Below are 18,852 nucleotides of genomic sequence, written 5' to 3' on the forward strand. Positions count from 1 at the left end.
CGCGTACTTCGTGGGTTAGCGACTGGCTTGCAGCGCCTTGGCCATTTGCAGATGGCTCTGCAATTTTGGCAGGGTTTCTTCGGCGAAGGCTTTGATTTCAGGCACGTCGGTGGTCTGCGCTGCCTGTTGAAGCTGTTCGATGGCTTCCTGGGTGGTTTTCACCTGACTGGCCGCGTAGGCCTGGTCGAAGCTGGCGCCGTCCTGCACTTGCGGCATCAAGGCTTTGGCTTTATCGACTACCTCTTCGCGCGGGGCCACCGGCAAATCCAGCTGCTTGGCGATTTTCGCCAGATGCTGATTGGCGGTGGTGCGGTCGTTGATGACGACGATGGTGTAGTCCTTGACCTCTTTGGATTCGGTTTTCTGGTGCGCCAGGCGGCTGGCTTCGATATCGGCCATGCCTTTGGCCGATGCATCGTTAATGAATTCGGCGGGGGACTGGGCAAAGGCACTGCAGGCAAACAGGCCCAGTAACGTAGCAAAACTGGCATTGCGTAATCGGGTGGCCATCCGGCTCATGGTCGCGCCCTCCTCCTAAAAAATTCAAACGGGAGCTTACGCTCCCGCCTCTCAATCAAAACTACCTTCACCGCTACTTCGATTTCTGACCACCTTTGCGGCCCATATCGGGTTTCGCAGGGTCTTTATCGACGGTCGTGGTGGTAGTTTTCCCACCTTTGCGACCCGCTTCAGACGCCTTCGTTCGATCGTTGGCGAAGTTTCCCGAGTTCGAGTTTCTTGAATTAGGCATGATTCTCTACCTCTTGGTGATGATCGCGGCGAGCAGGAGCCCGCATAGAATCAGAATTTCGATCACCGCAAAGGTTTAGAAAAGTTGAAATCGCCGCGACGAACGGTGGCAGATTTTTCAGGTCCCGAGGCGTTGATGATGTTGGCGCTTGACGGCGTACATGGCCTCATCGGCATGCCGGAACAACTGCTTTTCTTCAGTGCCGTCGTCGGGGTATCGCGCAACGCCGATACTCGTCTGGATGATCAGGCTGTGGCCGTCCAGACGCAGGGGCTGAGCCAAAACCTGTCGGATTTTTCCCGCTACGCTGTCGGCGTCTTCCGAAGCGTGGATGCTGTGCAACAACACTACAAACTCATCACCGCCGATGCGCGCCACCGTGTCGGTTTCTCGCACGCAGCCTTTGAGACGATTGGCGACAGCCTGCAGCAGCATGTCGCCGACCGCATGACCGTGGGTGTCGTTGACTTGCTTGAAGCGGTCGAGGTCGACGTACAGCAGTGCCATTCGGCCGGAGTCCGCCCGCGCCAGCGTCAGAGAATCTTTAAACCGGTCACGGAGTAACTCTCGGTTGGGCAGCTGAGTCAGTTGGTCGTACTGGGCCATGCGCTGCAGTCTGGCATGCAATTGCTTGCGCTCAATCGCTGTGGCGACCTGGGCGCAAACGTATTGCAGCAGTTCCTTGTCCTGCTCGGTGTAGCGCTCACCACCGGGCACGCTTTTAACAATCAGCGCACCGATGGTGCCGTTTTGTGAACTCAACGGCACACCCAGCCAGCAAGGTGAATGCCGGCCCGCGACCAGCGCCTCAAACCCCGCCGGTGGATTGTCCTGATCCGGGGTCAGCAGAATCGGCTGGCCGCTGCGAATCACCTCGGCGCAGAGACGTCCGGTGATCGTTCCGGGCTGCTCGGGTTGCTGCTCATGGTCGTTGACGTGATAGGGGAAATTCAGCTGTGCACAGTGTTCGTCATACAACGCCACGGAGAAATTCAGCGCCGGCAGCCATTCACCGATGATCAAATGGACGCGTTTGAACAGCGCCAGTAAATCTTCCGCCGCGTGGGCGGCTTCGGAAATCGCATACAACGCCGCTTGCCGGGATTCGGCCTGCTTGCGTTCAGTGATGTCGCGCGCCACGGCGATTCGCAGTTGGTCGACCTCCGACCAGCGCGCCGACCAGAGAATGTGCACCACTCGGCCATCTTTGCGCAGGTAGCGGTTTTCGAAATTGAGCTTGGGGTCGCCGCCCATGATCTCCTGCGCGGCATCGAGGGTGCGCTGACGATCGGCGGGGTGCACCAGATCGATCATCGACTGGCCGATCAGCTCTTCGGGGGTATAACCGAAAATACGCTCGCAGGCCGCGCTGACAAATACGAAGCGACCTTGTTTGTCGACCGCACAGACGGCGTCCAGCAAGAGATCGATGAAGCTCGCCAACGGCGCGGAATTTCTGGTTGCCATAGTGCGGTGAGCGTGCCCGGCCAATGCAGCAATAAAGAATCTTCCCTGCCCCATCAGTACAACTGACGCCTCCTTGCAATCAGCCTCACGCCTTGTTCGTCACCAGCCCCGGTAATGCATGCGCCAGGGCATTGATGGCGAATCCGATAAACATCACCCCACACAGCCGGGTAATCGCCAGTTCATGGCGTTGATACAAGGTACGGACCTGTCGCGCACCAACGATCCCGATGAGGATAGCGTAGGCCAAAAGGCCACCGACGAAGCTCAGGACAATCAGCCACGGCAGCATCGACCAGTGCAGCAATTCGGCACGGCTGGACAGCAGCGCCGTAAAAGTCGCTACCGCCACCGGGTAAGCCTTCGGATTGGTCAGGCCAAACAGAATGCCGTGCCAGAACGGCTGCCGCGCCGGGCCTTGAGGGGCTTCGTCACTGCTGCGACGAGCGCGAACCGCGCGCAGACCGAGCCAGAACAGGTACAGCCCACTGAGTACTCCCAGCACATCGAATGCGGTACTGCCGATTTCCCGCGCACCGACAATCGCGATCAACGCAGTGCTGCACCAGACCACATCCCCCAGCAAATGCCCGCAGAGAAACCCCGCCCCGGCCCTCCGACCACGCGCCGCACCAATGCCAAACACCGCCAACACACCCGGCCCCGGCGTGATGCCGTAGATAAAGCCAGAGGCGAGAACAGCCATTAGCAGCGATGGGGTCATCGGAAAGTCCTTTTGAACTACTTGGTGAATGGGCGCAAGTCTATCTCAGGTCCACGCGCATCGACTTACTGATCGTCGAAGAACTTCATTCCCGCATAGGGTCGCCCACGACAGGCTGCCAGCCGTGACGCCAGGTCACCGACATGGGCTTCAAGCTTGTGGCCGTCCGGGTCGAGGAAATAGAAGGAGGCGCCTTCACTGCGATTGTCGCGCCATTCCTGCACGTTGACGGATTGCAGGCGTTCGACGAACAACGGGAAATCCGATGCGCTGATGCCGAAGGCGTAATGTGTGTAGTCGGCGGCGGGTTCGGATTTGCGCAGTGGATCAAAGGAAAGGCACACCCACAGACCCGGCAGCGAGAGATAAGCGCCGGTGTCCCACGTGGCTTCAAGCTGAAGTTGCAGCAGATCGTGATAGAACGCCACGCTGCAGTTCAAGTCGGTGACGGCGAGGGTCAGGTGGTTGAGGCCAGTGAGCAATTTTTTTACCTCAATCGTTAATTGATGAGCCAGTGGTTTGGTAGCCACGCACTATCCCCTCCCCAATCCGCCCATTCAACCAGTTCAAAGCCTGATCCCCACCCCGCCGCTTGTGCCAAACCAACACAAACGTAAACGACGGAATGTGAAACGGCGGCGGGACCACGATCAACGACTGCTCATCGATGTTCAGCAACCCTCGGGAAGCAACAGTAAGAATCAGATCAGTGCCACTGATGAATTCCGGGGCGACGCTCCAGTGCGGCAGGCTGATTGCCACGCGACGGCGTTCTCGCAGGGCTGTCAGGGCCCGTTCGATTTCCGGGGTGCCGCTGCCGCGCATTTCCAGCAGAACATGGGGTCGGGCAAGGTAGGTCGGCAAGTCGAGCACGCCATCGGCGGGCAGGCTGTTGCGGTCTGCCAGACAGGCATAGTGCTCTTCGAACAGCGGGGTGCTGCGCAACTCGTTCGGCAACTCTGGAAAGACGCCTACCGCTACGTCAATGTCGCCGTTGAGCACCCCCTCGAGCATGCCTTCGCGGCTGGCATGGCTGATTTGCAGATCGATGCCCGGCGCTTCCCGGCGCAAGGTCCGTATCAACCCCGGCAGGACGATTGCAGCGCCATAGTCGGACATCGCCAGTCGAAACGTGCGCTTGGCGGTGGCCGGATCGAAGGTATTCGGTGCCAGCAGCGATTGCACTTGAGCCAGGGCTTCGGCCAATGGAGCCATCAACTCCAGGGCTCGCGGGGTTGGCACGAGGCTGGCGCCCGCCCGCACCAGCAAAGGATCGCCAAGCAGATCACGCAACCGTGCCAACGCATGACTGACGGCCGGCTGACTCAGGTGCAAGCGCTCGGCGGCACGGGTCACGTGTTGTTCGCTGAGCAAGGCGTCGAGGGTCACCAGCAAATTGAGGTCGACGCGCCGAAGATCATTCATCTGATGCATGTTCTGGATAGCTATTTGGAATTTAAATCTGCGCGACGAATACTTTAGAGTCCAGCAAAACCTGTTGGAGAATCTTCATGAGTACGTTGCATTGGGCCGGGCTGTTGCTGCTGGCCGTGATAGCCGGAGCGGTGGTGCCTTTTCAAAGCGCGATCAACGCCAACCTCGGTCGCGGCCTGGGTCATCCGTTGTGGGCAACCCTCGCGTCGTTGTTGGTGAGTATTGTGGTGTTGTTGCCGGTTATGTTGGCGCTGCGATTGCCGTTGCCGTCGCTGGGGTTCATCAGCAAGGCACCGTTATGGATGTGGGCCGGTGGCGCGTTTGGGGTGTGCTTTATTTCATTGGCGCTGATGCTGTTGCCCAAACTCGGGGCCTCGGGGTTTATTGCTTTGGCGCTGGCGGGACAGGTGGTGGCGTCGCTAGTGCTGGATCACTTCGGGTGGTTTGGGTTGGTGGAGCGGCAGATGACCGTGTCGCGGGGGGTTGGCGCTTTGTTGCTAGTGGCGGGAGTGGTGTTGATTCAGTTCAGCGCTACACCGGCCAACGCGGTGATTGCAGCCTCTTGAAAATCAAAAGATCGCAGCCTCCGGCAGCTCCAGGGATGCGTGGTCCCAGGTAGGAGCTGCCGAAGGCTGCGATCTTTTAAAACTTGTCGAGCGTGCGCAGCTTCTGCGGCAGCCCCCACATCAGCAGCGCCACGGCGATCAGCGCACAGACGCCGATGACATACAGTGCCGGCGTGGTACTGCCGGTCAGGTCTTTGATCCGCCCTACCATCACCGGGCTGACAATGCCGCCGAACTGGCCAAGGGTGTTGATCACCGCAATCCCGCCAGCAGCCCCTGCACCAGCACCGGCCAGCAGTTTCGGCGGCAGGGTCCAGAAGCTTGGGATAGACGCGATGATCCCGGCACCGAGCAAGCCCAGCGCGACAATCAGGAAGGTCGTGTGGTTAGCGAAAATCCCCGCACAGAAGAACCCCACCGCGCCCACCGCGACCAAACCTGCGACAAACTTGCGCCGCTCACCGGTCGCGTCGGACAACCGCCCGATCACCACCATGCAGATGGCGCCGCAGATGTAAGGGATGGCGGTCAGCAAACCAATCATCACCGGGCTTTCGGTGCCGGCACTGCGGATCAGTTGCGGGGCCCAGAAGTTCAAGCCGTAGGACGCCACCTGAATCAGGAAGTAGATCAGCCCGAGAGTCAGGAAACCCGGAATCCGCAGTGCGGCGAGCAACGAGCCACCGCTCTTGTGCGGTTCATGGTGCGCGATACGGCTGGCCAGCAGCGTTTTCTCGGATGGCGTCAGCCAATGGGCGTCTTCGATGCGGTCCTTGAGCAACGTCAGCACCAGCAAGCCGAGGCCAATGCAAGGCACGCCGCCCAGCAGAAACAGCCAGTGCCAGCCGCGCATATCCATAAAGCCGTCGAGGTGTTGCAACACCAGCCCGGAGAACGGTGCGCCGACCAGACCGGCAAACGCCGACGACAGAAACAACATCGACGTGATGCGCCCGCGATAGTGCTGCGGGAACCACAGCGTCAGGTAATACAGAACGCCAGGGGCAAAACCGGCCTCCATCGCGCCAATCACAAAGCGCAGCGCGTAGAACTGCCATTCGCTATTGACGAAGACCATGGCCGCGGTGGCGAGGCCCCAGGACATCATGATCCGGGCGATCCAGCGCCGGGCGCCGACCTTGTAGAGCATCATGTTGCTCGGCACTTCGAAGATCACGTAACCAACCACGAACAGCCCGGCGCCGAGGCCGTAAGCGGTGTCGCTCAGGCTCAGGTCAGTCTGCAGCTGGAACTTGGCGAAGCTGATGTTGATACGGTCGAAAAACGCGAACAGGTAGCAGACCATGATCAACGGCATCAGACGCCAGGCGACTTTGCTGACCAGGGCTTTTTCTTCGTCGTGGCTAACGGACGGGCTCGCGCCCGCCTCCAGTACATTAAGGCTCATGATGGTTCTCCAGGCGGACTGCCCGTGGGTGTCCGATTGTTTTTGTTGTCTGGTTGAGAGGCTGGAAAAGCTTTTACTGTGGGAGCGAGCCTGCTCGCGAAGGCGGTGTGTCAGTCACCGACAATGCTGAATGCCAGACCGCTTTCGCGAGCAGGCTCGCTCCCACAGGGGTTCTTCGGTGTGGTCAGGAAGGGCTTGGATGCAGATCGCAATTGCGTCCGGCCTTGGCCAGTTGACCGGGTACTTCGTGGCCCAGCAGCGCGGGTAATCCTCGCGACAATTGCAGCAGCAGCGGCAGATCGATGCCGGTGTGAATGCCGATCTCATCGCACAGGTTGACCAAATCTTCGGTGCAAATATTGCCCGAGGCACCTGGCGCGAACGGGCAACCGCCGAGCCCGCCCAGTGCCGCGTCGAAGCGTCGGGCACCGGCCTCATAGGCGGCCAGTACGTTGCATAAACCGAGGCCGCGAGTGTTATGGAAATGCAGGGTCAAATCAGCGGGCGAAACCCGCTGCAAGACCCGCCGCACCAGACGATCAACCTGCCGCGGATTGGCCATGCCGGTGGTGTCGGCCAGGGTAATGCCCTGGATCCCGAGTTCCTGATAAGCCTCGACGATTTGCAGCACGCAATCCTCGTCGATCTTGCCTTCGAACGGGCAGCCGAAGGTGGTGGCGATGCTGGCGTTGAGTCGCACCTTCGTCCCGTGAACGAATTGCACGATCTCGCCAAACGCGGCCAATGAGGCTTCGCAACGCATGCGCATGTTGGCCAGGTTGTGGGTCTGACTGGCGGACATCACCAGATTCAACTCGTCGGCCCCCGTCGCCAGCGCCCGTTGCGCGCCTTTCAGGTTGGGGATCAACGCGACGTAAATCACCCCCGGTTGCCGGGTGATGCCCTTGAACACCAGCTCACCATCGCGCAGCGCCGGAATCGCCTTGGGGGAAACGAACGAGCCTGCTTCGATGCGGCTGAAACCGGCCAGCGACAGCTGATCGATCAAGGCAATCTTGTCGACGGTTTCGACCCAGGTCGGCTCGATCTGCAAGCCGTCGCGGGGGGAGACTTCCTGAACAATCAGGGTCTCGGAAAAATCAGTGATCATTGCACCACCCCTTGAGCTTTCAGCCGTTCGATGTCCGAACCGGTAAGGCCCAGTCCCGCGAGAATGCCGTCGGTGTGCTGGCCCAATGTAGGGCCGGACCAGTTCACGCCACCGGGCGTCTCGGACATTTTCGGCACAATGCCGGGCATCTTCACCGTGGCGCCGCCGGGCAGGTCGGCGTTGAGCAACATGTCCCGCGCCTGATAGTGCGGATCGGCGACGATGTCGGCGACTGAATAGATGCGCCCGGCCGGGACTTCGGCAGCTTCCAGTGCCGACAACACATCGTCGATCGGCAGGCTGCTGGTCCAGTGAGTGATCGCCGCATCGAGCACGTTGCTCTTGGCGGCACGCCCGTCGTTATGGGCAAACTCCGGCGCATCGGCCAGATCACGGCGGCCGATGACGTCCATCAAGCGCTTGTAGATCGGGTCGCTGTTGCCGGCGATCACCACGTAGGCGCCATCGGCTGTCAGATAAGTGTTGGACGGCGCGATGCCCGGCAAGGCCCCGCCGCTGCGCTCACGAACATGGCCGAGCATGTCGTATTCCGGCACCAGGCTTTCCATGACGTTGAACACACTTTCAGCCAGCGACACATCGACCACTTGCCCACCGCCCTGCCCGGTCTTGACCCGCAGCAGCGACATCAAGGCACCGATCACCGCGTGCAACGAAGCCAGGGAATCGCCGAGGCTGACGCCCACCCGCGCTGGCGGTGAACCGGGGGTGCCGGTGGTGTAGCGGATCCCGCCCATGGCCTCGCCGATGGCGCCGAACCCCGGGCGATCACGGTACGGGCCGGTCTGGCCATAACCGGAAATACGCACCAGCGTCAGGTCAGGATTGAGGGCGTGCAACACGTCCCAGCCCAAGCCGAGTTTTTCCAGAGCGCCGGGACGCAGGTTTTCGATCAACACGTCGGCGCTGGTTGCCAGTTGCTTGACCAGTTCAATACCTTCGGGGGATTTCAGGTTCAGCGCCAGGGACTTCTTGTTTCGCGATTGCAGGTACCACCACAGCGACGTGCCTTCGTGCAGCTTGCGCCATTTGCGCAGCGGGTCGCCCTGACCCATGGCTTCGATCTTGATCACGTCGGCACCGAACTCGGCGAGCATGCGTGCGGCGAACGGCGCGGCGATCAGTGTGCCAATCTCGATCACTTTGATTGCACTCAAGGGGGCAGTCATCGCGGGGTACCTCATGTTGTTCTTGGAATATGAGCCAAGGCTAGAGGACCACGGGTGAAGGAATCCAACCTTCAGTTGGCAACGAGCGTTCGCGAAACGCGAACGCCTTGAAGATTACCGCGACCTTGAGTCCGCCATCGCGAGCAAGCTCGCTCCCACAAGGGATCAGCGCTGAATTCAAACTCACTGCAAGACCACTGTGGGAGCGAGCTTGCTCGCGATGGGGCCAGTCAATCCAATCGAGAATGATCAGACCTGCCCGCGCAACTGCTCGAACAACATCCGGCTCACCGGCGACAGCGCCGCTTCATCGCGCACCACCAGAACCAATGCGCGATCCGACCAGTCATCCATCAACGGCACCGCATGCAAGCCCAACGCCCGACCAAACAGCTCATAGGCTTTTTGCGGCAGGATGCCGATGCCCATGTTGGCCTGGACCATCCGGCACATGGCGTCGAAACCCGGGACATGAATCCGCAGCCGCAGCACTTTGCCGGCCTCGCGCGCGGCCGCGTGGGTACGCATATTGATCGAACTGGCGGAATGCAGACCGACGTAATCGCTGTCCAGCGTATCGGCGAAGGCCAGACTGGAACGACTCGCCAACGGATGATCGGGCAGCATCAACACCATCAGTTTGTCCTGTCGATAAAGCACGCTGTGCAGACCTTTGACGTCGCTGTCACTGGAGCAGATCCCAAGGTCCGCCACGCCATCCAGCACACCCTGAATCACCCCGCTGCTGGGGCGTTCTTCGAGGTCGGTCTTGACCTGAGGATGACGCTCGGAAAAGTCCCGCAGGTCTTCGGGCAGAAACTGAATGATCGCCGACAGGTTGGCGAGCATTCGCACATAGCCGCGGATACCGTGGCTGTGTTCGCCCAGTTCGAGCCCCATTTTCTCGACGTTGAACAGCATCTGCCGAGCATGGTGCAACAAGGTTTCCCCGGCCGGCGTCAGGGTCATGCCCTTGGCCTGGCGCACGAACAGGCTGATGCCCAGCGCTTCTTCCAACTCCATCAGCCGCTTGCTGGCCGCCGACACAGCGATGGCTTCACGCGCGGCGGCACGGGTCAGCGTGCCCTCCTCATGAACGGCGACAAACAGCTGGAGAGTGATCAGGTCGAGGCGGCGGATCAGGCTTTTTTGCAGCATGGAGGGCTCGATGACTTCTGTTCGGCTGAGTCGGCAGGATAGCCCGGTTTCCACGCGACTCGGCAAAGCATTTAGCCCACAACATCACGAGGCGTCGTCCTACACATAAATCTCTTGTAACACTCAGCCGTACCGGAAACAGCCGATTCAAAGCCTTCGCCGCGCTCTGTAAAGTCTGGAAACACACACGAATTGCAACAAACCCATGGATCGTTTCACTCAAGGAAAGTCATTTTCATATGGACCAGACAGCACAGGCGGCAAACCGCTACACCAACTACCGCAAGGTCATCGCGTTGGCCGATCACAATTGGGAGAGCGCTGAAGCCGGGAAAATTTCCGGGCTTAACATCGAAATCAAAAGTGCCAACCGGATGCTCGATCAGCACGGGCGCGCGTTTCATCATTTCTGCACGACCTCGTACCTGGGCCTGGATCACCATCCCGACATTCTCGATGGCGCCATGAATACACTGTGGGAAACCGGCACCCTTCGCGTCGCCAACTCAAAGAACCGCTGCAAGCTGGCCATTCTGGAACAGTACGAAACCGAACTGTCCGAGTTGTTCGGCGCCAGTTGCCTGAGCACCTTGTCGTGCAGTGCGGCGAGTGCCGGGATTCTGCCATTGCTGGCCAGCGGCGTGTTCACGGAAAACCGCCCTCCCGTGATGGTCTTTGACCGGTTGGCGCATGACTCGATGAGTCACCTCAAAGCCGCCTGTGCTGATGAAACCACGGTCGTGACTTGTCCTCATAACGACATGGATTTTCTCGAGAAGCAGTGCCAGCAACACCGCACTGTCGCCTATGTCGCGGACAGCGCCTACAGCATGGGAGGGGTCGCAGACATGGACAGTCTTTTGTACCTGAAGGACCGCTATGGGTTGTTTCTCTATCTGGACGATTCCCACGCGCTGTCCGCCGTCGGAACAATGGGCGCTGGCCTCGTGCGCCCCAGGATGCATGCCCTGGAGGATGACTGCCTGATCGTCGCCTCGCTGGCCAAGTCGTTTGGCGCCAGCGGTGGTCTGGTGATGCTGGGCAATGAACGGCAGAAGAAGCTCATTGCGCGCTACGGCGGCCCCAGCAATTGGTCGCAATGCCTGAACAGTGCAGCCATTGGCGCGGGCATAGCGTCCATCCAGCTTCATCGCACGCTGGAATTTGCCGCGTTGCAGGAAAAACTTCAGGTTAATATCCGGCTGTTCGACAGCCTCATACGCACCGACCAACACAACAGCAACATGGCGATTCGACTGGTCAACTGCGGCGAAGCAGCGCTGGCCAACAGCATCGCCATGGAACTGGCCAATCACGGCTTCTTCACCTCGGCCGTGTTTTTCCCGGTGGTCGCACAAGGCAAGGCAGCCATCAGAATCACCCTGCGCGCCGACATGGAACCGACGCTGATCCGCCACTTTTGTGAACTGATTACCGAGCTTTTACGCACTCAAGGCCGGGAAATCGGCTGTTGAACTGAAACCAGGGAAGATTCAATGAAGAGCAGCACCACCCTCCTCGTCACCTGCTGCACGGTTTTCCTCGCCCAATTAGGCATGAGCATTTATCTGCCGGCGCTGCCGGAGATTGCCCGGGATCTGTCCGCCGACGCCTCGCAGGTTTCCTGGGGGCTGGCGGTGTATCTGATCGGCATGGCGTTGCCGATGTTGTTCTGGGGCAGCCTTGGCCAGCGCATCGGTCGCAAACCGGTGCTGCTCGCCGCGCTGGGCATCTACGGGCTGGGCAATCTGGCCCTGCCCCTGAGCCAGTCGCTTGAGTCGTTCCTGGCGTTTCGACTGGTTCAGGGCATTGGCGCCAGCGGGATTTCGGTCATGGCGCGGGTACTGATCCGCGACAGTTTCCGCGGCGACCTGCTGGCCAAGGCGTTGTCCTGGATTTCGATTTCCTTTGTGGTGGCGCTGGGGATCGGCCAATACCTGGGGTCGATCATCCAGGTGGCGCTGGGCTGGCCGGCGATTTTCTACCTGTTGGGGGGTGTGAGTCTGATGGTGGGGCTGGTCGTGGCCCGGGTGACATTCCCGATGCTGGCCGAGGAGAATGCCCCGTCATCCGCCTGGCCGAGCTACTGGCGCATTTTACGTCATAGAGCCTTTCTGTTGCCGGCCCTCACCGGCGGCCTTGGGTACGGGGTGATTGTGGCGTTCAACACCGCTGCGCCGCTGATTCTGCAAGGACCGTTCAACTGGTCGGCCGTGGAATACGGGTTATTGGGCTGGCCCATCAGCGCGGCGTATTTTCTGGGGGCTTTGGCGGTCAATGGCTTTGTACTTCGCACCGGTCAACGCGGGTTGATAACGGCGGGTGTGGGGCTGGTGCTGGCTGGCAGCGCGGTAATGTTGCTGGGGAGTCTGGCGGGCACTTCAGTAGCGCTGCTGTTCTGGTTGCCCTATTGCGTTGCGGTGTTCGGCCAGTCTTTGACTTATCCGATCAGCCTGTCCCTGGCCAATGACGGTTCGCCGGTCGGCGGTGCGTATGCGATGGCGTTGAGCGGTTTCATTCATCAACTGATGGCTGCCGTTATCGGCGGGATCGCCAGTATGATCGCGAGCCCACAAGCATGGCCGTTGTCACTGTTGTGTACCTTGCTGGCGTTGGGCGCGATGCTTTGCGTCAAGCTCGCGCCCGCTCGCAAAACGTCTTAAAAAGCGCTGCGGAAAATCTCCTCGATCTGGCGCTGATCCGCCACGCGAGGATTGGTCACGCCACACGCATCTTTCAAGGCATTGCTGGCGAGGGTCGGGATGTCGTTGAGCTTGGCGCCGAGCTCACGCAAACCGGCGGGAATTTCCACGTCTTTGGACAGGCTGCGGATCGCCACGATGGCCGCCTGGGCGCCCGCTTCCGGGGTGAAACCGTGAACATCGACGCCCATCGCAAGGGCGACATCGGTGAGGCGATCGGCGCAAACCAGGGCGTTAAAGCTTTGTACGTGGGGCAGCAGGACCGCGTTGCACACACCATGCGGCAAGTCGTAGAAACCGCCCAACTGGTGAGCCATGGCGTGGACAAAACCCAGGGATGCGTTATTGAACGCCATGCCGGCGAGGAACTGCGCGTAAGCCATGTTTTCCCGCGCAGCCATGTCACTGCCGTCGCGGACGGCCAGGCGCAGGTTGTTGCTGATCAACGTGATCGCCTTCAGTGCGCAGGCATCAGTGATCGGATTGGCCGCCGTGGAAACGTAGGCTTCGATGGCGTGGGTCAACGCGTCCATGCCGGTGGCTGCCGTCAGGCCCTTGGGCATGGCAACCATCAGCGCCGGGTCGTTGACCGACAGCAGCGGCGTGACATTGCGATCGACAATGGCCATTTTTACGTGACGGGATTCGTCGGTGATGATGCAGAAACGGGTCATCTCGCTGGCGGTGCCGGCGGTGGTGTTGATGGCGATCAGCGGCAGTTGCGGCTGGGTGGATTGATCGACGCCTTCGTAATCGCGAATCTGCCCACCATTGGTCGCGCATAACGCGATGCCTTTGGCGCAGTCATGGGGCGAACCGCCGCCCAGGGACACCACGAAATCACAGCGGGTTTCCTTCAGCAGACCCAGACCGCTCTCGACGTTGGCGATGCTCGGGTTAGGCTTGGCGCCGTCGAAAATCACCGAATCGATGTCCTGCATCGCCAGTTTCTCGGCAATCATCTTCGCCACGCCAGCCTTGGCCAGCCCGGCGTCGGTGACGATCAGCGCCTTGCGAAAACCATACTTGCGAATGGCGTCCATGGCTTCGCCGAGGCAACCGATGCCCATGATGTTTACGGCGGGGATGAAAAACGTGCTGCTCATGAGCGAGTCTCCTGGCTGAGGCCGAATCGGCAGCGCCGATCTGGCGGGGCCCACAGAATCGACCTATCGGTCATGAAGTAACTTGATCTGGCTCAAGTCTTGGTCGTGATAAAGTCGCCGCCCATCAGCCCCTTTGCTTTGAGACTTTGACCGCAATGACCGATTTCCAGGATGTTGATGCCCAACTTGAAGACTGGAACGCCTTGCGCGCCACCGCCTCGTTCAGCGGCCTGCTGGTGGGCAACGGCGCCAGCCGCACCGTGTGGGACGACTTCGGCTACGACTCGCTGTTCGAAAACGCCCGTACCGTCGAAGAAAAACCCCTGAGCCAGTCCGAGCTGAGCGTGTTTGACGCCCTGCAGACGCGCAGCTTCGAGCAAGTGCTCAGCGCGCTGAAAACCACCAGCCGGGTCAACAAGGCCCTGGCCGTGAGTTCCGCCGCGCCGCGCAATCGTTACTACGCGATCAAGGAAGCGCTGATCAACACTGTGCACGCGGTGCACATCCCATGGCGGCTGGTGGTGCCTTCGACGCTGACGACGATCAATCAGGAACTGGGCCGCTACCGGACTGTGTTCACCACCAACTACGATCTGCTCAGCTACTGGGCGATCCAGCACCAGCCTGATGTGATCAGCGACCTGTTTCAGGGTGCAGAATCAAGCTTTGATCTGAGCGCCACGGCGACCGATAAAACCCGGCTGCTTTACCTGCATGGCGGGTTGCATCTGGTGCGTAATCAGGACGGTACGGCGCGCAAACTGATGTCGACCGAGGGCACGTTGCTCGGCAGTTTCGCGATCAACAACACGATCAAGACCCTCGACGACGTGCCGCTGTTCGTCAATGAAGGTCCGGCGCAGGACAAGCTCAAAACCATTCGCAGCTCGGACTATCTGTCGTTCTGCTACGACCAGTTACTTGGCCATGGCGACGGGTTGTGCCTGTTTGGCCATGCCCTGGGTGAGCAGGACAGCCACATCATTCACGCCTTGCGCCAGGCGAAACCGCAAAGGGTGGCGATCTCGATTTATCCGCGCAGCAAGGCGTTCATTCAGCACCAGAAGCGGCATTACGCGAAGGTGTTTGAAGGAACCGGGAGTGAGTTGCGGTTTTTTGATTCGAAGACCCATGCGTTGGGTAGCCCGAAGCTGACGGTGCCGGTCGAGGTTTAGGCGGCGACGCGGCTGACGCCTTCGCGGGCAAGTCGAATCGTCGCACCGCCGCTCCCACATTAGATCGTCGGTGTGTTTAGAGCACCGGCAAGGTCTTGTCCTTGACCACCGTGGTCGGCCCGTTGGCTTTTACGCTGGCGATGCCTTTCTCCAGCGCGGCAGCGGAGGTGTAAGCCTCGCTGCTACCGATGATCTCGTGGTTACCAGCCTTGAGGTTGAAGTAAGGATGGCCATCCTTGGTGGTTTTCTTTTCGTAGCGTTCATCCTTCGGGCTGTTGCTCTGAACCGACGCGATGCCTTTGTCGGCGGCAGCGCGGGTGGTGTACAGCTCGCTGGTCAGAATGGTTTCCGCGTTGGCGGCCTTCAGGACGAACTTGAATTGACCATTGCTGCTTTTGTTCACTTCATACCATCCAGACATGCTCTTTCTCCTTGGCAATTGAGAGGTTTCGCGCCTCAGAGTAAAGACTAGGCTGGGACATCTGTCGCCTGTCCGGGCCTCATCGCGAGCAGGCTCGCTCCCACAATGGATCGATGTACACAATTCCCCTGTGGGAGCGAGCCTGCTCGCGATGAGGCCGGTAAGGTCAGCGCAAAATCACCTACTTCACCACCGCACGCACCACTGATAACTCCGGTGCCTGCACCCGCCGCTGACTCAAATAGCGCATACAACTGACCCGCAAAAACGAGGCAAAATTCACCACCTCGCCGCGGTAGTTCATTACCTCTTCATACAGCTTGGCGATCAACTGGTTGGTGGTCATGCCGTCGACCTCGGCGATTTCGCTGAGGATGTCCCAGAACTGATTCTCCAGCCGCAGGGTGGTGACCACCCCGCAGATGCGCAGCGAGCGGGAGCGCGATTCGTAGAGAATCGGATCGGCTTTGACGTAGAGCTCGCACATGGAAAGGTCCCTCGTTACAGCGTGATTTTAGTACCCAGCAACCCGAGGAAACCGGCGAGCCAGCTCGGGTGCGCCGGCCAGGCTGGCGCAGTGGCCAGATTGCCCTGAACGTGACCTTCCGTCACCGGGATATCGATGAACGTACCGCCCGCCAGGCGCACTTCCGGGGCGCAGGCCGGGTAGGCGCTGCACTCGCGACCTTCGAGAATCCCCGCTGCCGCCAGCAATTGTGCGCCGTGACACACGGCGGCGATCGGTTTGCCGGCCTTGTCGAACGCTCGCACCAGTTCCAGGACTTTCTCGTTCAGGCGCAGGTACTCCGGCGCACGACCGCCTGGTACCAGGAGGGCGTCGTAGTCCTCGGACTTGACCTTGGCGAAGTCGAAGTTCAGGGCAAACAGGTGACCGGGTTTTTCGCTGTAGGTCTGGTCGCCTTCGAAGTCATGGATCGCCGTGCGCACGGTCTGACCGGCGGTTTTGTCCGGGCAAACGGCGTGCACCGTGTGGCCAACCATCAGCAGCGCCTGAAACGGCACCATCACTTCGTAGTCTTCGACGTAATCGCCGACCAGCATCAGAATTTTTTTAGCCGCCATGGGGAGGACTCCTCTGGGAAATACGTGGGCCTGCAGGAGTATTCAAGGTAGTCCTTAATCAGCATGGCAGGTAATACCCGACTACTACGGCAATCCCCTGTAGGAGCTGCCGAAGGCTGTGATCTTTTGATCTTTAAAAATCAAAGTCAAAAGATCGCAGCCTTCGGCAGCTCCTACGTTGCGAGCATTACTCGCAACTGTACGGACAACTCTGCGCCTAGCTGTAACAGAGCAGCCTGCACAGTTTGTGGCTAGATGAAGGTCTTCCCGCCACCCTAGATTCTGGTTGCCATCATGTCCTCGCGCGAAAACACCGGCATGGCCCTCGGCCTGATCGGCGTTGTGATCTTCAGCCTCACCCTGCCCTTCACACGGATCGTCGTGCAGGAACTCCATCCGCTGCTCAACGGCCTGGGCCGTGCACTGTTCGCGGCGGTTCCGGCGGCGTTGCTGTTGCTGTGGCGCCGGGAGAAGTGGCCGACCTGGAAGCAGGTCAAAGGCCTGACCCTGGTGATTGCCGGGGTGATCCTCGGCTTCCCGGTGTTGTCGGCCTGGGCCATGCAAACCTTGCCGGCGTCCCACGGTGCGCTGGTCAACGGCTTACAGCCGTTGTGCGTGGCGCTGTACGCCGCGTGGTTGTCCCACGAACGACCGTCGAAAGCCTTTTGGGCCTGCGCCGCGCTGGGCAGTGCGCTGGTGCTGGGTTATGCGCTGATCAGCGGGGCCGGCAGCATTCAGGCCGGTGATTTGCTGATGCTCGGCGCGATAGCAGTGGGTGGTTTGGGGTACGCCGAGGGCGGCCGGTTGGCCAAGGAGATGGGCGGCTGGCAGGTGATCTGCTGGGCGTTGGTGCTGTCGACGCCGCTGCTGATCGGGCCGGTGGTGTACCTGGCGCTGCAACATCAGGGTGAGATTTCGGCCAAGACCTGGTGGGCCTTCGGTTACGTCTCGCTGTTCTCGCAGTTCATCGGTTTCTTTGCCTGGTACGCCGGGCTGGCGATGGGGGGGATTGCCCGGGTGAGTCAGATCCAGCTGTTACAGATCTTCTTCACCATCGCTTTTTCGGCGCTGTTCTTCGGCGAACACATCGAGCCGATCACCTGGCTGTTTGCCGCCGGGGTGATCGTGACCGTGATGCTCGGACGCAAGACAGCAGTCAAGCCAGCACGAGTGGCTGCAGCCTGAAAGCAAAATCAAAAGATCGCAGCCTTCGGCAGCTCCTACAGGGCGTACGCCGTCCAAATGTAGGAGCTGCCGAAGGCTGCGATCTTTTGCCGTTAACCCAAATAACCGTCGGAACGCAGCAGGGTCTCGAGGCAATGTTCGCTGATGTGGTAGAAATCCTTCAGTTCTTGAATCTTCACCAACAGCTGGGCCGGATCAACCGGCTCGGCACGTTTGACCGCCAGGATCATCTTGTTCTTGTTGGTGTGGTCCAGTGAAATGAACTCGAAAACCTTGGTTTCGTAACCGCAGGCTTCCAGGAACAACGCACGCAAACTGTCGGTGACCATTTCCGCCTGCTGGCCCAAATGCAGACCGTATTGCAGCATCGGCTTGAGCAGCGCCGGGCTCTGGATTTGCAGGCGGATCTGCTTGTGGCAGCACGGCGAGCACATGATGATCGAGGCGCCAGAACGAATGCCGGTGTGAATCGCATAGTCGGTGGCGATGTCGCAGGCATGCAGCGCAATCATCACGTCCAGCTCGCTCGGCGCGACGCTGCGTACGTCACCGCACTTGAACACCAACCCTGGATGCTCGAGCTTTGCGGCCGCGGCATTGCACAAATCCACCATCTCTTCGCGCAACTCAACGCCGGTCACCACGCCTTCGGCCTTCAAGGTGTTGCGCAGATAGTCATGGATCGCGAACGTCAGGTAACCCTTGCCCGAGCCGAAATCCGCCACCTGAACCGGCTTGTCCAGCGCCAGTGGTGAGGTGGTCAGTGCATGGCTGAAGACTTCGATGAACTTGTTGATCTGCTTCCACTTGCGCGACATCGCCGGGATCAGCTCGTGTTGCTTGTTGGTCACGCCGAGGTCAGCGAGGAACGGCCGGCTCAGGTCGAGAAAGCGGTTCTTCTCGCGGTTATGCTCAGCGGACGGCACTTCACGCAATTGCTGAGGTTTGCTCTTGAACAGCGAAGACTTGCCCTTTTTGCTGTATTCCAGCTGAGCTTCATCCGTCAGCGACAGCAAATGCGCATTTTTGAACGATGCCGGCAAGAGCGCGGCGATGGTCGCTACGCCCTCGGCAATCGGCAAATTCTTGGTGATATCACGCGTCTTGTAGCGGTAGACAAAGGACAGGCAGGGCTGATCCTTGACTGTCAGCTGCTTGATGATCAGCCGCTGCAAGTCCGCTTCAGTGCCGACGTACTTGGCCAGCACCAGTTTGATGAAGGCATTCTGGTCAAGGCTGGTTTGCAGCAGGTCGATGAATTGGGCGTGATGATCCGGCGCGAGGCTGGCGGGAGTGGCGGTGACAGACATGGGAAAAACGGCCTCGGGCGGTGCGGATCAGGGAATGGCGGGTATTTTAGGGGGGATGGGG

Annotated in this window: 20 protein-coding genes; 5 read left to right on the forward strand and 15 right to left on the reverse strand. The window is 59.9% G+C overall.

What is annotated here, in order from left to right; translation table 11 throughout:
• Nucleotides 1–15 precede the first annotated feature (15 nt).
• The 6 genes from EAH74_RS07755 to EAH74_RS07780 all read right to left on the reverse strand — a co-directional run bounded on the left by EAH74_RS07755 (nt 16) and on the right by EAH74_RS07780 (nt 4,376).
• Nucleotides 16–519, reverse strand: a complete 504-nt coding sequence (locus EAH74_RS07755) for a DUF4142 domain-containing protein (RefSeq protein ID WP_140677450.1) — start codon at nt 517–519, stop codon at nt 16–18.
• A 73-nt stretch (nt 520–592) separates the two neighbouring features.
• Nucleotides 593–751 (reverse strand): KGG domain-containing protein, encoded by a 159-nt coding sequence (locus tag EAH74_RS07760; protein ID WP_010462447.1) that lies wholly within the window; start codon nt 749–751, stop codon nt 593–595.
• Between the two features lie 117 nt (nt 752–868).
• Nucleotides 869–2,218, reverse strand: coding sequence for a sensor domain-containing protein (locus EAH74_RS07765; protein WP_140677452.1), 1,350 nt, complete (start codon nt 2,216–2,218; stop codon nt 869–871).
• Between the two features lie 85 nt (nt 2,219–2,303).
• Nucleotides 2,304–2,942 (reverse strand): LysE family translocator, encoded by a 639-nt coding sequence (locus EAH74_RS07770; RefSeq protein ID WP_123366824.1) that lies wholly within the window; start codon nt 2,940–2,942, stop codon nt 2,304–2,306.
• A gap of 65 nt (nt 2,943–3,007) precedes the next feature.
• Nucleotides 3,008–3,424, reverse strand: coding sequence for a fosfomycin resistance glutathione transferase (gene fos / locus EAH74_RS07775; protein WP_140677949.1), 417 nt, complete (start codon nt 3,422–3,424; stop codon nt 3,008–3,010).
• Nucleotides 3,425–3,434: 10 nt separating this feature from the next.
• Nucleotides 3,435–4,376: a LysR family transcriptional regulator gene (locus EAH74_RS07780; protein ID WP_140677454.1), complete on the reverse strand. Its 942-nt coding sequence runs from the start codon at nt 4,374–4,376 to the stop codon at nt 3,435–3,437.
• 77 nt (nt 4,377–4,453) lie between these two features.
• On the opposite strand from EAH74_RS07780, the gene EAH74_RS07785 reads away from it, so the two are divergent.
• A complete protein-coding gene (locus EAH74_RS07785) occupies nt 4,454–4,942 on the forward strand; it encodes a DMT family transporter (protein WP_123366827.1) in 489 nt (162 codons plus the stop codon).
• A gap of 76 nt (nt 4,943–5,018) precedes the next feature.
• On the opposite strand, the gene EAH74_RS07790 is transcribed toward EAH74_RS07785, so the two are convergent.
• The 4 genes from EAH74_RS07790 to EAH74_RS07805 all read right to left on the reverse strand — a co-directional run bounded on the left by EAH74_RS07790 (nt 5,019) and on the right by EAH74_RS07805 (nt 9,809).
• Entirely contained in the window at nt 5,019–6,350 is a 1,332-nt protein-coding gene (locus tag EAH74_RS07790) for an MFS transporter (RefSeq protein ID WP_140677456.1), read from the reverse strand.
• Nucleotides 6,351–6,534: 184 nt separating this feature from the next.
• Nucleotides 6,535–7,461 carry a hydroxymethylglutaryl-CoA lyase gene (locus EAH74_RS07795; protein WP_140677457.1) on the reverse strand — a complete coding sequence of 309 codons (927 nt, stop codon included), beginning with the start codon at nt 7,459–7,461 and terminating at the stop codon, nt 6,535–6,537.
• The gene (locus EAH74_RS07800; protein WP_140677459.1) at nt 7,458–8,651 is read right to left on the reverse strand and encodes a CaiB/BaiF CoA transferase family protein; all 1,194 of its coding nucleotides are present in this window, start codon (nt 8,649–8,651) and stop codon (nt 7,458–7,460) included. Before EAH74_RS07800 ends, EAH74_RS07795 begins: the two co-directional genes overlap by 4 nt.
• 249 nt (nt 8,652–8,900) lie before the next feature.
• Nucleotides 8,901–9,809 carry a LysR family transcriptional regulator gene (locus tag EAH74_RS07805; RefSeq protein WP_140677461.1) on the reverse strand — a complete coding sequence of 303 codons (909 nt, stop codon included), beginning with the start codon at nt 9,807–9,809 and terminating at the stop codon, nt 8,901–8,903.
• Between the two features lie 239 nt (nt 9,810–10,048).
• Between EAH74_RS07805 and EAH74_RS07810 the strand changes: the two genes are divergently transcribed.
• Both EAH74_RS07810 and EAH74_RS07815 read left to right on the forward strand, forming a co-directional pair.
• Complete coding sequence (locus EAH74_RS07810; protein ID WP_140677463.1) at nt 10,049–11,284, forward strand: aminotransferase class I/II-fold pyridoxal phosphate-dependent enzyme; 1,236 nt, start codon at nt 10,049–10,051, stop codon at nt 11,282–11,284.
• Between the two features lie 21 nt (nt 11,285–11,305).
• On the forward strand, nt 11,306–12,472 hold the full coding sequence (locus tag EAH74_RS07815; protein ID WP_140677465.1) for a multidrug effflux MFS transporter: 1,167 nt from the start codon (nt 11,306–11,308) through the stop codon (nt 12,470–12,472).
• On the opposite strand, the gene yiaY is transcribed toward EAH74_RS07815, so the two are convergent.
• Complete coding sequence (gene yiaY, locus EAH74_RS07820; RefSeq protein WP_140677467.1) at nt 12,469–13,617, reverse strand: L-threonine dehydrogenase; 1,149 nt, start codon at nt 13,615–13,617, stop codon at nt 12,469–12,471. The genes EAH74_RS07815 and yiaY overlap by 4 nt on opposite strands.
• 155 nt (nt 13,618–13,772) lie before the next feature.
• Between yiaY and EAH74_RS07825 the strand changes: the two genes are divergently transcribed.
• Nucleotides 13,773–14,792, forward strand: a complete 1,020-nt coding sequence (locus EAH74_RS07825; protein ID WP_140677468.1) for a DUF4917 family protein — start codon at nt 13,773–13,775, stop codon at nt 14,790–14,792.
• A 76-nt stretch (nt 14,793–14,868) separates the two neighbouring features.
• Here EAH74_RS07825 and EAH74_RS07830 read toward each other — a convergent pair whose 3' ends face one another.
• The 3 genes from EAH74_RS07830 to EAH74_RS07840 form a co-directional block, all read right to left on the reverse strand.
• Nucleotides 14,869–15,213: a YegP family protein gene (locus EAH74_RS07830; RefSeq protein WP_140677470.1), complete on the reverse strand. Its 345-nt coding sequence runs from the start codon at nt 15,211–15,213 to the stop codon at nt 14,869–14,871.
• A gap of 181 nt (nt 15,214–15,394) precedes the next feature.
• Nucleotides 15,395–15,700: a ribbon-helix-helix domain-containing protein gene (locus tag EAH74_RS07835; RefSeq protein WP_140677472.1), complete on the reverse strand. Its 306-nt coding sequence runs from the start codon at nt 15,698–15,700 to the stop codon at nt 15,395–15,397.
• Between the two features lie 14 nt (nt 15,701–15,714).
• On the reverse strand, nt 15,715–16,296 hold the full coding sequence (locus tag EAH74_RS07840) for a DJ-1/PfpI family protein (protein ID WP_008152949.1): 582 nt from the start codon (nt 16,294–16,296) through the stop codon (nt 15,715–15,717).
• Between the two features lie 294 nt (nt 16,297–16,590).
• Here EAH74_RS07840 and EAH74_RS07845 point away from each other — a divergent pair, with 294 nt between their 5' ends.
• Nucleotides 16,591–17,481 (forward strand): DMT family transporter, encoded by an 891-nt coding sequence (locus tag EAH74_RS07845; protein ID WP_140677474.1) that lies wholly within the window; start codon nt 16,591–16,593, stop codon nt 17,479–17,481.
• A gap of 92 nt (nt 17,482–17,573) precedes the next feature.
• On the opposite strand, the gene EAH74_RS07850 is transcribed toward EAH74_RS07845, so the two are convergent.
• On the reverse strand, nt 17,574–18,791 hold the full coding sequence (locus tag EAH74_RS07850) for a class I SAM-dependent methyltransferase (protein ID WP_140677475.1): 1,218 nt from the start codon (nt 18,789–18,791) through the stop codon (nt 17,574–17,576).
• Nucleotides 18,792–18,852: the final 61 nt, after the last annotated feature.

It is taken from the genome of Pseudomonas mandelii (assembly GCF_006438925.1).
Classification (GTDB): domain Bacteria; phylum Pseudomonadota; class Gammaproteobacteria; order Pseudomonadales; family Pseudomonadaceae; genus Aquipseudomonas; species Aquipseudomonas mandelii_C.